Source organism: Micromonospora sp. RV43 (assembly GCF_001029515.1).
Lineage (GTDB): Bacteria > Actinomycetota > Actinomycetes > Mycobacteriales > Micromonosporaceae > Micromonospora > Micromonospora aurantiaca.
The window spans coordinates 1-10,558 of record NZ_LEKG01000222.1 but is presented as its reverse complement, the minus strand read 5'-3'; the positions used below and the strand labels follow the sequence as shown (position 1 = coordinate 10,558).

Below are 10,558 nucleotides of genomic sequence, written 5' to 3'. Positions count from 1 at the left end.
GGCACCGGGGGCGGCCTGGTGGCAGTGGCCAACGTGGGCGACGACCCGTTCTGGACCGGGCACCCGCTGGCCCAGGCGAACCTGTACGCCTTCGGCCGGCTCGCCTGGGATCCGCTGCTGGATCCCGCCGCGATCCTCGACGAGTGGATCGACCTGACCTGGCTGCCGGTCACCACAGGCGATCCGGAAGCGGTACGGCGGACGATGCACGCGATCATGGACGATTCCTGGCGCACCTACGAGCGCTACACCGCCCCGCTCGGCGTCGGTTTCATGGTGCGGCCCGGTCACCACTACGGCCCGGACGTGGACGGCTACGAGTACACCCCGTGGGGCACGTACCACTTCGCCGACCGCGACGGCGTCGGGGTGGACCGGACCCGGGCGACCGGGACCGGCTTCACCGGCCAGTACCCGCCGCCGTGGTCGGAGGTGTACGAGTCACGCGAGCGCTGCCCCGACGAACTGCTGCTGTTCTTCCATCACGTCCCGTACCGGCACGTGCTGCACAGCGGCCGTACCGTGATCCAGCACATCTACGACACGCACTTCGCCGGGGTCGAGGAGGTCACGGCGATGCGGGAGCGGTGGCGGCTCGTCGCCGGGGCGGTCGACCCGGCCGTCCACGACCGGGTGGCCGAGCGCCTGGAGGAGCAGTTCCGCAGCGCCGTCGAGTGGCGGGACCAGATCAACACCTACTTCTTCCGCAAGTCCGGGGTGCCGGACGCGCACGGTCGCCGCATCCACTGAACCGGCGCGCTCACCAGGGGTGCACGGTGCCGTCCGTCAGCCGGTTCACAGGCAGGTAGGCCGGCGCGTACGGGTAGCGGGCCGCGGCCTGCTCGTCGATGTCCACACCGAGCCCCGGAGTCTCGGCCGGATGCAGGTAGCCGCCCTCGTAGTGGTAGCCGTGCGGGAACACCTCGTCGGTCGCCTCGGTGTGCCGCATGTACTCCTGCAGGCCGAAGTTGGGGATGGCGAGGTCCAGGTGCAGCGCGGCGGCCATGCAGACCGGGGACAGGTCGGTGGCTCCGTGCGAGCCGCTGCGGACGTGGTGCAGCGCGGCGAGGTCGAAGATGCGTCGCAGGTGGGTGATCCCGCCGGCGTGGACCACTGTGGTGCGGACGTAGTCGATGAGCTGTTCCCGGATGAGCTGGGCGGCGTCCCAGATGCTGCTGAAGACCTCGCCGACCGCGATCGGCGTGGTGGTGTGCTGCCGGATGAGCCGGAAACCCTCCTGCAGGTCCGCCGGTACGGGATCCTCCATCCAGGTCAGCGCGTACGGCTCCAGGCTCCTGCCGAGCCGCGCCGCCTCGATCGGGGTGAGCCGGTGGTGCACGTCGTGCAGCAGCCGGAGGGTGGGCCCGAACTCCTTGCGGACCCGGGCGAACACGCCCGGCACGTGGGCCAGGTAGGCCTCGGTCGACCAGGTCGCCTCGGTCGGCAGCGCGGCGTCGGCGGGCTCGTAGAACATCTTGTCGGCGCTGACCCCGTACGTCCGGGGCAGGCCGGGCACACCGCACTGCACCCGGACCGCGCGGTAGCCGAGGTCGACGAAGCGGGCGACCTCGGTCAGCACCTCGTCGACGGTCTCGCCGTTGGCGTGCCCGTACACGGTCACGCCCTCGCGGGACCGGCCGCCGAGCAACTGGTAGACCGGCAGCCCGGCGACCTTGCCCTTGATGTCCCACAGCGCGGTGTCCACGGCGGCGACGGCGCTCATCGTGACCGGCCCGCGCCGCCAGTACGACCCCTGGTAGAGGTACTGCCAGGTGTCCTCGATCCGGGCCGGGTCGCGCCCGATCAGCAGCGGCACGACGTGGTCACGCAGGTAGGACGCGACTGCCAGTTCCCGGCCGTTGAGGGTGGCGTCACCGACGCCGGTGACGCCGGCGTCGGTGACGACCTTCAGGGTCACGAAGTTCCGGCCGGGGCAGGTCACGATCACCCGGGCGTCGACGATCCTCATCCTGTCTCCCCTGCGGTCGGCGCGCCGGTCACCACAGGATTATCCATCATCGTCGATCTGTTGGGTGCCCCGGTGCCGGCCGGTCAGGCCGGTTCGGGAACGCCCCCGGGCTCCCCGTCGTCGGGCATCGGCTCGACCGGCGCCTCGGGCAGTTCGCCGGGCGTGTCCGGGAGGAGTTCGCCGGGATCGTCCGGCACGTCCTCACGCGGGTCGATCGGCGGGTACACCTCGGGATCGAGGTCGGGGTTGGTCATCGGCTCAGTATCCGACGCCTCAGCCGGGACCGCCCGTCGAGCACGACGACGGGCGGCGCCCGCCGGAGTGAGCGGCGGGCGGACGTGTCACCGCCAACGCCGGCCCTTTCCCGGCCTCCGATCCGCGCGCCGTCACGGGCTCTCACCGTCGCCGGCCGAGGGCGCGGACGACCGGTCCGCCAGCTTGCGCAACCACAGCCACACCCCCGCCAGCAGGCACGCCGCGCCCCCGATGGCGACCGCCGACTCGGCCGGTTCGGAGAGATCGTCGAGGAACGGGAAGGTGTGGGAGGCCGCCATCGCCAGAAACCCGATCAGCAACAGCAGGCCGGCGGTGATCCGCTGGACGACCATGCGCTTCATTGGATCACGACGTCGACGGCAGCCCGCAGGCCGCTGCGCCGACCCGCCCCCGGAACACCCGCTTCAGCGGGCTGGTGCCGGAAGGTGGAGGCGGCCGTCGTGGACCTCGGCGATCTGGTCGACGGCGGTGAGGTGGGTGCGGTCGTGGGTGACCAGGACGGTGGCGGTGGTCTGCTGGTGGGTGAGGCGGGTGATCAGGTCGATGACGGCGGCGCCGCGTTCGTGGTCGAGGGCGCTGGTGGGTTCGTCGACGAGCAGGACCGTGGGGTTGTTCATCAGGGCGCGGGCGATGTTGACGCGCTGGCGCTGGCCGCCGGAGAGCTGGTGCGGCCGGCGGTCGGCCTGGCCGGCGAGGCCGACCGCGTCGAGCAGCTCCACGGCGCGGGTACGGGCATCGGCCGGTGGGCGGCCGTCGATCTGGGCCATGACCTGGAGCTGCTCGGCGGCGGTGAGGGAGGGCAGCAGGTTGGGCTGCTGGAAGACGATGCCGATCTTGCGGCGGCGCAGGTCGGCGAGTTCGGCCCGAACGAGACCGGTAGTCGGGGTGCCGTCGACGGTGACGGTGCCGGTGTCGGGGGTGATGAGGGTCGCGGCGACCGCGAGGAGGCTGGACTTGCCGGAGCCGGACGGGCCGATCACCGCGGTCAGGCTCCCCTTGGGCACGTCCAGGGTGACGCGGTCGAGGGCGGTCAGGCGGCCCTCGCCGTCGGGGTAGGTGAGGGTGATGTCGGTCAGGTTCAGGCTCATCGGGCGCTCCCCAGGGCGGTCAGCGGGTCGACGGAGGTGATGCGGCGGATGGCCAGGGCGGCTCCGAGGGCGCCGAGGACGACCATCACGGCCGCGGGAAGGAGGACGGTCACCGGGGTGAGGACGAACGGCACAGCTGACCCGGCGACGAGGGCGCCGAGCGCGGCGGCGATGCCGGTGCCGAGCAGGGTGCCGCCGGCGAGCAGGACGACGGCCTGCCCGATGGCGTCCTTGAGAAGGGTGGCGGTCGAGGCGCCGAGTGCCTTGAGCACTGCGACGTCGCCGCTGCGCTGGATCGTCCAGACGGTGAAGAACGCTCCGATGACGAGGGCGGAGATGGCGAACAGGAAGCCCCGCATCAGCTGGAGGGAGCCGTTCTCGGAGGTGTAGGAGCCGATCGCGGACAGCGAGTCGTCGACGGAGACCGTCTTGGTGCCCGCCTGCCGGTCGGTGGCCACCAGATCGGCCCCCGAGGTGGTGGTCAGGGCGACGACGGTGGCCGCCGGGCTGCCGCCGCCGGTGCCGGTGGGAGGCGCGATCTTCTGCCACACGTCCAAGCTGATCCACACCACAGGGGTGTGACTGAAGGAGGCGTCGCCGCGTACGGCCGCCACTGTCAGTCGCTGCCCGGCGAGGGTGACGGAGTCACCGGCCTTCACACCGAGGTCGTCGGCGGCCCTGGTGGACAGCACTGCCGAGCGGCCGTCGATCCGGCCGCTGCCGGGGGCCAGGTGGGAGCCGGGCCGGACGCCGAAGGCGGAGACCCCGGCGCTCCTGTTTCCGGCGGTGGCCCTCGTCGTGGCGATGCCCAGCGGTTCGGCGCCTGTCACTCCGGGCGCCTCGGCCCACTGCTGCCACTGCTTCTCGGTGACTGTGGAGTTGGAGTACGACACGCCCTGGCCCTCGCCGGGGGCCTGGAAGGCGATCCTGTCGGCGGGCAGGCCGGTGATGGCGGAGACGTTCTGCCGGCCGAGTCCGGCCGTCAACCCGGACAGCAGCCCGACCAGCAGGGTGATCAGCACGATGACGGTCCCCATCAGGGCGAAGCGTCCCTTGGCGAACTTCAGATCTCTCCAGGCGACAAACACGGCCTCGGCCTGTCCTTTCGACGGTGGAAGCGGTACGACTCCACCATCGCGGCCGGCGCCCGTGTCCGCGTCTGGCGTAGGCGGGCACTTCGCGGGCCGAAGGACGGCGCACGGGTTCTAACTTTCGATAGAGGCCCCCGGGGCGCCGGTCTCGGTAACGTGGGACGCACTGTGAGCACCGCTGCCCCTGCCCTGACCCCGACCACCCGAGCCCTGGCCTGGTGCCTGCACCTGCTGATCATCGGCCTGCTCGTCCTGGCCGCCGGCCGGGCGGTGGCCGACGACCGGCCCCGCGCCGGATCGATCGTCGCTGCGTCGGTGGCGTGCGGCCTGGCGTACGCCATCGGGCCGCTCCTCCCCCGCATCCGCCGCTCGCGGTGGGCCGCCGCCTGGTGGCTGGCCGCCGTGGGCGCCGCGTGGCTGGTGTTGCTGAGCCTGTCCCCCGATGCGATCTGGGTGGCGTTCCCGCTGTACTTCCTCCAGCTCCACCTGCTGCCGCGCCGCGCCGGCCTGGCTGCCGTGATCGCCACCGCCGCGGCGGCCGTCGCCGGGTTCGGTGCTCACACCGGCTCCTTCACCGCGGCCACGGTGATCGGTCCCGCGCTCGGCGCCGCCGTCGCCGTCGGGGTGGTGTGGGGATACCAGGCCCTGTATCGGGAGAGCGAACAGCGCAGGCAGCTGATCGAGGAACTCACCGCCACGCGGGCCGACCTGGCCCGGGCCGAGCACACGGCCGGCGTACTAGCCGAACGCGAGCGTCTGGCCCGCGAGATCCACGACACCCTCGCCCAGGGCCTGTCCAGCATCCAACTGCTGCTGCGCGCCGCCGAGCGCGCCCTGCCCGGCCGGCCCGGTGCCGCCTCCGGCCACGTCGACGCGGCCCGCCAGGTCGCCGTGGACAACCTCGCCGAGGCCCGCCGCTTCGTCGCCGCACTCACCCCGCCCACCCTGGAAGGCACCACCCTGGCCGGCGCCCTGGAACGCCTGTGCACCACCACCAGTGCCCGCCACCGCACCGCCGCCCGCTTCCACCTCGTCGGCGCCCCCGTATCGCTGTCGACCGCCCACGAGGTGGCGCTCCTGCGTATCGCCCAGTCCGCCCTCGCGAACACGGTCCGCCACGCCCGGGCCACCACGGCCGAGGTCACCCTCAGCTGTCTCGGCGACCGCATCGCCCTTCACGTCGTCGACAACGGGCAAGGCTTCGACCCCGACCGTCTGCCCGCCCCCGACGTCGACAGCGGCGGCTTCGGCCTGACGGCCATGCGCGCCCGCATGAACGCCCTCGGCGGCACCCTGGCCGTCGAGTCCGCGCCCGGCCACGGCACCGCCCTGACCGCCGAGCTTCCCCTCACCCCGCCCAGCAGGACCGAGCCCGAGGGCCGCCCGTGACCGACGACGTCCCCGTCCGCCTCCTCCTGGCCGACGACCACCCGGTCGTACGGGCCGGACTGCGCGCCGTGCTGGAAACCGAACCCGGCCTCGTCGTCGTGGCCGAAGCCGCCACCGCCGAGGAGGCCGTCACCCGTGCAGGCGAAGGCGACATCGACGTCGTGCTGATGGACCTGCAGTTCGGGAAGGGCATGGGCGGCGCCGAAGCCACCGCCCGGATCACCGCCCGCCCGGGAGCGCCGCGCGTGCTGATCGTCACCACCTACGACTCCGACGCCGACACACTGCCCGCCATCGAGGCCGGTGCCACCGGCTACCTCCTCAAGGACGCCCCACCCGAAGACCTGGCTGCCGCCGTCCGCACCGCCGCCGCCGGGCGCACCACGCTGGCGCCCACCGTCGCGAACCGGCTGATGAACCGGCTGCGCACGCCGGGCACCGCCCTGACCCGACGCGAGACCGAGGTTCTCGCCCTGGTCGCCGACGGCTTGTCCAACCACAGCATCGGCACCCGCCTGCACCTGACCGAAGGCACCGTCAAGTCCCACCTGGCCCGCATCTACGCCAAACTCGGCGTCGACTCACGCACCGCGGCCGTCGCCTCCGCCACCGAACTCGGCCTGATCCGCCGCTGATCCGAGCGCGTGCCCGGTCACGACGTCTCCGTCCTGACGCGAGGACGACAGCGGGACGCCGGGCGTGGTCACGTCGTCGCCGTCCGCCCGGGGCGTGGGCGGGTCGCACGCTGTGGCGAAGGTGACCGGCGCGCCGAACGCGGCCCGCCGGACGGCGCGGCGCAGCGCGGCGAGGACGGCCGGACCGGCGAGGACGATCGCCACGGCGGTGGTGATCGCGCGGCCGGTGTCCCAGCCGAAGGTGGAGGTGACGGCGGTGAACAGGGCGAGACGGTGCAGGTTCTCCAGTACGGGGGCGCCGGCGACGTAGGACAGCTGGGTGTCCGCGCCGACGCTGAACGGCCAGAACCACAGGTTCATCAGCAGGCCGTAGCCGTAGGCGGCGAGAACCCCGTACCCGGCCAGGACGGCGACCTCGGCGCGGCCGCGCAGCCGGGCCGGGAGCAGGCCGGCGCCGAGGCCGATCCAGGAGGCGCAGAGCATCTGGAACGGCAGCCACGGCCCGACGCCGGCGGTGAGCAGGGCGGAGGCGAACAGCGACGTGGCGCCGAGCAGGAACCCGAACCCGGGTCCGAAGACCCGGCCGGCCAGGACGAGCAGGAAGAACACCGTCTCGATGCCCGCGGTCCCCGCCCCCAGGGGGCGCAGGGCGGCGTTGACGGCGGCGAGTACGCCGAGCATCGCCAGGGCTTTGCTGTCGATACCGCCGGAGGTGAGTTCGGCGAGGACGAGCGCCACGAGTACCGGCAGCATGACGATGAAGACCAGCGGCGCCTCGCCGGTGCGGGCGGTGGTCTCCGGGTGTGCGGGGACGAAGAAGGGCCAGGTGAAGGTGGCCAGCGCGGCGGCCGAGGCGAGGGTCAGCACCACTGCGGTACGCGGGGCGACCCGCAGGACACTCATGCCGGTGCCCCGGTCGCGTTGATCGCGGCGGCGACCTGTTCCACTGTCAGCCAGGGTGCGGGGGCGAGAACCTTGGCCACCTGCGGCGCGAACGCCGGCGAGGCCAGCATGACCTCTGCGGTGGTGCCGTCGGAGACGATCTCCCCCTCGGCCATCACGATCACCCGATCGGCGAGGGTCGCGACGAGTTCGACGTCGTGGGTGGCGACCACCACGGCCCGGCCGTCGCCGGCCAGCATCCGGACGACGGCGGTGAACTGCCGCTTGGCGTGGTAGTCCAGGCCGCGGGTCGGCTCGTCGAGCAGGACCACCGGCGGAGCGGCGGTGAGCTGCACGGCGAGCGCGAGGGCGAGCCGCTGTCCCTCGGACAGGTCCCGGGGGTGCCGGTCACCGGGCAGTCCGGGGACGAGCTGGTCCACCAGCGCCCGGCAGGTGCCGGCCGGCACGCCGGTCTCCCGGTCGGCCTGGGCGCACTCCGCGTCGACGGTCTCCAGGTAGAGCAGGTCGCCGGAGTTCTGCGGGACGAGGCCGACGTGCCGGCGGGCCTGACCGGCCGGCAGGGCCTTCGGGTCGACGGTGCCCTGCGGCCCGGTCACGGCCACGGTGCCGCCGTGGCGGGGGCCGCTGCCCTGCACCGCCCAGAGCAGGCTGGACTTGCCGGATCCGTTGCGGCCCATCAACGCGACGACCCGTCCGGCGCGCAGATCGAGGTCGACACCGGCCACCGCGACGGTCCCCGGATACCGTACGACGATCTTCCGCGCGGTCAGCGCGGGACCGGTGTCCGCGCCCGCCGGGACCGGCGGCGGCGCCACGCCGGCGAGCCGGTGCCGCAGGTCGGACGCCCGTCGGCGGGCGTCACGGACCGACAGCGGCAGCGGTGTCCAGCCGGCGAGGCGACCCAGCTCGATCAGGGGTGGCGCGATGTCGATGCGGGCCAGCCCGGCCGCCGGTGTCCCGTCGTGGACGTGGCCGTCGCCGGGCAGGTACAGCAGCCGGTCGGCGTACTGCAGGACACGCTCCAGCCGGTGCTCGGCCAGGACCACTGTCACTCCGAGGTCGTGCACCAGCCGGGTGACGGTGGCGAGCACGTCCTCCGCGGCGGTGGGGTCCAGCGCGGACGTGGGTTCGTCGAGCACCAGCACCCGGGGGTGCGCGGTGAGCACCGCGCCGATGGCGACCCGCTGTTGCTGCCCGCCGGACAGCGTCCGCAGAGGCCGGTCACGCAGGTCGGCGATGCCGAGCAGGTCCAGGGTCTCCTCCACCCGCTTGCGCATCACCGCGGGTGACAGGGCGAACTGCTCCATCCCGTACGCCAGTTCCTCCTCGACGGTGTCGGTGACGAACCCGGCCAGCGGGTCCTGGCCGACCACGCCGACGACGTCGGCGAGATCGCGCGGCGGGTGCGTGCGGGTGTCCCTGCCGTCGACGGTGACGGCGCCGTGCAGGGTGCCGCCGGTGAAGTGCGGGACGAGGCCGTTGATCGCCCGCAGCAGCGTCGACTTTCCGGCGCCGGTACGGCCCGCGACCAGGCAGAGTTCGCCCTCCTCGATGCGGAGCGTCACGTCCCGCAACGGCGGCGGGCCGCCCTCGGCGTAGTGGACGGTGACCCGGTCGAAAAAGATCATGGACGGTCTCCCGGTGTCGTCGCGGTCGCGGCGCGTCCTCCGTCTGCCGGCACGTCCGTGACGGGGAACGGCCGGTCCACCGCCGGCGGGCGTCCGGCACGTGCCGTCGGCGGTGGTGGCGGGGCCAGCCAGGCGGGTGCCGCAGCGACGCCCACGGCGAGAAGCATCAGCGGGGTCAGCTGGGGCCAGGTGAGCGGGCTGACCGGCGGGTAGAGCAGTTCCGGGTCCACCGAGCCGGCGAGCATGGTCAGTGCCGCGGCGGCCACCCCGCAGCCGGCCACGAGCAGCTCGGCCGGGCGCCAGCGGTCCGGTCGGTACCGGCTGCGGCGGACCCGGCGGCCGGCGAGCAGCATGCCGGTCACGGCGGCGGTCAGTCCGGCCAGGAGCATCGGCAGCCCCAGGTAGCCGGGTGCGGCGGCGTCGAGCAGCCCGTAGGTGCCGGCACACACGCCGACCAGCCCGCCGAGCACGAGCGCGCCGGTGACGGTTCGCTGCCCGGCGGGCACCGCCGCGGTGCGGCCGTAACCACGGGAGTCCATCGCCGCCGCGAGGGCCAGGGACCGGTCCAACGCGTCGGCCAGCACCGGCAGGGCGACACCGCGCAGCGCCCGCATCCCCCGGCCGGACGCGCCGCGCAGCCGACGGGCCCGGCGGACCCGTAGCACGCTCTCCACCAGCTGCGGGGCGACCGACAACGCGACCACGATCGCCGTGCCGACCGCGTACAGCGCTCCGGGTACGGCCTTGAGCAGCCGTTTCGGGTTGGCCAGGGCGTTCGCCGCCCCGAGGCAGACCAGCATCGTCGCCAGCCGCAGCCCGTCGTAGAAGCCACCGAGGATCTGCTCGACGGCGACCGGTCCGAACAGACGGATGCCCGCCGCCCACTCGGGCAGCGGGATCTCCGGCAGCCGGACCAGGATGTGCTCGCCCTGGCCGCCGCCGAACACGATCCGGAACACGACGCGCATCGTGACGATCACCGCGCCGAGCCAGACGTACATGCGGAACGCCAACGCCCACGGCGCGTCGCCCCGGCGGCGCACCACCACCAGACCGGCGACGGCGACGAGCAGGGCCAGCGGCAGCGGATTCGTGGTGTGGCTGGCCGCGGTGGCCAGGCCGAGCGCCCACAGCCACCATGCGCCCGGGTGCAGCCCTCGGGGTAGCCACCACACCGGCCACCGGCCCGGCAGCCGGCCGGCGTCAGCCGTCCGCGACCAGGTGCCCGTGGCGTCAGTCACCCGGGCCGGCGGCACGGCGTCGTCGGGCCGCGACCAGCGCGCCGGTGGCGAGCACGGCGAGCAGCAGCACCCCGGCGATCGTGCCCGGTGGCAGGCCGTCGTCGTCACGGGACGCCGCGACATCTGTCACCACCGGCTCGTCGGAGGAGCCCTGCGGTGCCGTTCCGGTGGCGGCACCCGGCGTCGCCGCCAGGGTCGGCGTACCGGCCGTCGGTGACGCGCCGGCGGAGGCCGGCGGGCTGACGGAGGCCGGCGGGCCGGAGGTGCCGGCCGGCCGGGTGGGCTCGCCGGGCCGGCAGCTTCGAGGGCTGGTCGTTCTCCCTCAACCGCAACGCCGA

The 10,558-nt window shown here is 73.7% G+C and carries 10 protein-coding genes and 2 pseudogenes; 3 read left to right on the top strand and 9 right to left on the bottom strand.

Features of this window, described 5'->3' with window-relative positions; all coding sequences use genetic code 11:
• Nucleotides 1–750, top strand: a pseudogene (locus ABD52_RS33730) (alpha-glucuronidase); the annotation flags it as partial.
• A gap of 10 nt (nt 751–760) precedes the next feature.
• Here ABD52_RS33730 and manD read toward each other — a convergent pair.
• The 5 genes from manD to ABD52_RS33710 form a co-directional block, all read right to left on the bottom strand.
• Nucleotides 761–1,969, bottom strand: a complete 1,209-nt coding sequence (gene manD, locus ABD52_RS33725; protein WP_030268196.1) for a D-mannonate dehydratase ManD — start codon at nt 1,967–1,969, stop codon at nt 761–763.
• An 83-nt stretch (nt 1,970–2,052) separates the two neighbouring features.
• On the bottom strand, nt 2,053–2,223 hold the full coding sequence (locus ABD52_RS40370; RefSeq protein ID WP_013287071.1) for a hypothetical protein: 171 nt from the start codon (nt 2,221–2,223) through the stop codon (nt 2,053–2,055).
• Nucleotides 2,224–2,355: 132 nt separating this feature from the next.
• Nucleotides 2,356–2,577: a hypothetical protein gene (locus ABD52_RS33720; protein ID WP_235437636.1), complete on the bottom strand. Its 222-nt coding sequence runs from the start codon at nt 2,575–2,577 to the stop codon at nt 2,356–2,358.
• Between the two features lie 72 nt (nt 2,578–2,649).
• Entirely contained in the window at nt 2,650–3,333 is a 684-nt protein-coding gene (locus ABD52_RS33715) for an ABC transporter ATP-binding protein (protein ID WP_047894401.1), read from the bottom strand.
• On the bottom strand, nt 3,330–4,370 hold the full coding sequence (locus ABD52_RS33710) for an ABC transporter permease (protein WP_222948030.1): 1,041 nt from the start codon (nt 4,368–4,370) through the stop codon (nt 3,330–3,332). The genes ABD52_RS33715 and ABD52_RS33710 overlap by 4 nt, the downstream gene beginning before the upstream one ends.
• 222 nt (nt 4,371–4,592) lie before the next feature.
• Between ABD52_RS33710 and ABD52_RS33705 the strand changes: the two genes are divergently transcribed.
• Together ABD52_RS33705 and ABD52_RS33700 are read left to right on the top strand one after the other, a co-directional pair.
• Nucleotides 4,593–5,813, top strand: a complete 1,221-nt coding sequence (locus ABD52_RS33705; RefSeq protein ID WP_047894400.1) for a sensor histidine kinase — start codon at nt 4,593–4,595, stop codon at nt 5,811–5,813.
• Nucleotides 5,810–6,448 carry a response regulator transcription factor gene (locus ABD52_RS33700; protein ID WP_047894399.1) on the top strand — a complete coding sequence of 213 codons (639 nt, stop codon included), beginning with the start codon at nt 5,810–5,812 and terminating at the stop codon, nt 6,446–6,448. The genes ABD52_RS33705 and ABD52_RS33700 overlap by 4 nt, the downstream gene beginning before the upstream one ends.
• On the opposite strand, the gene ABD52_RS33695 is transcribed toward ABD52_RS33700, so the two are convergent.
• The 4 genes and pseudogenes from ABD52_RS33695 to ABD52_RS38700 form a co-directional block, all read right to left on the bottom strand.
• Nucleotides 6,395–7,351 carry an ECF transporter S component gene (locus ABD52_RS33695; RefSeq protein ID WP_013287077.1) on the bottom strand — a complete coding sequence of 319 codons (957 nt, stop codon included), beginning with the start codon at nt 7,349–7,351 and terminating at the stop codon, nt 6,395–6,397. The two genes, ABD52_RS33700 and ABD52_RS33695, sit on opposite strands and share 54 nt — an antisense overlap.
• Nucleotides 7,348–8,979, bottom strand: a complete 1,632-nt coding sequence (locus ABD52_RS33690; RefSeq protein WP_047894398.1) for an ABC transporter ATP-binding protein — start codon at nt 8,977–8,979, stop codon at nt 7,348–7,350. Before ABD52_RS33690 ends, ABD52_RS33695 begins: the two co-directional genes overlap by 4 nt.
• Nucleotides 8,976–10,172 carry a CbiQ family ECF transporter T component gene (locus ABD52_RS33685; RefSeq protein WP_235437637.1) on the bottom strand — a complete coding sequence of 399 codons (1,197 nt, stop codon included), beginning with the start codon at nt 10,170–10,172 and terminating at the stop codon, nt 8,976–8,978. Before ABD52_RS33685 ends, ABD52_RS33690 begins: the two co-directional genes overlap by 4 nt.
• Nucleotides 10,173–10,212: 40 nt before the next feature.
• A pseudogene (locus ABD52_RS38700) lies at nt 10,213–10,515 on the bottom strand (hypothetical protein); the annotation flags it as partial.
• Nucleotides 10,516–10,558 lie beyond the last annotated feature (43 nt).

Coding starts and splice junctions, on each gene's coding strand:
- manD (WP_030268196.1), bottom strand. CDS start 1,969: ATGAGGATCGTCGACGCCCGGGTGATCGTGACCTGCCCCGGCCGGAAC.
- ABD52_RS40370 (WP_013287071.1), bottom strand. CDS start 2,223: ATGACCAACCCCGACCTCGATCCCGAGGTGTACCCGCCGATCGACCCG.
- ABD52_RS33720 (WP_235437636.1), bottom strand. CDS start 2,577: ATGGTCGTCCAGCGGATCACCGCCGGCCTGCTGTTGCTGATCGGGTTT.
- ABD52_RS33715 (WP_047894401.1), bottom strand. CDS start 3,333: ATGAGCCTGAACCTGACCGACATCACCCTCACCTACCCCGACGGCGAG.
- ABD52_RS33710 (WP_222948030.1), bottom strand. CDS start 4,370: ATGGGGACCGTCATCGTGCTGATCACCCTGCTGGTCGGGCTGCTGTCC.
- ABD52_RS33695 (WP_013287077.1), bottom strand. CDS start 7,351: ATGAGTGTCCTGCGGGTCGCCCCGCGTACCGCAGTGGTGCTGACCCTC.
- ABD52_RS33690 (WP_047894398.1), bottom strand. CDS start 8,979: ATGATCTTTTTCGACCGGGTCACCGTCCACTACGCCGAGGGCGGCCCG.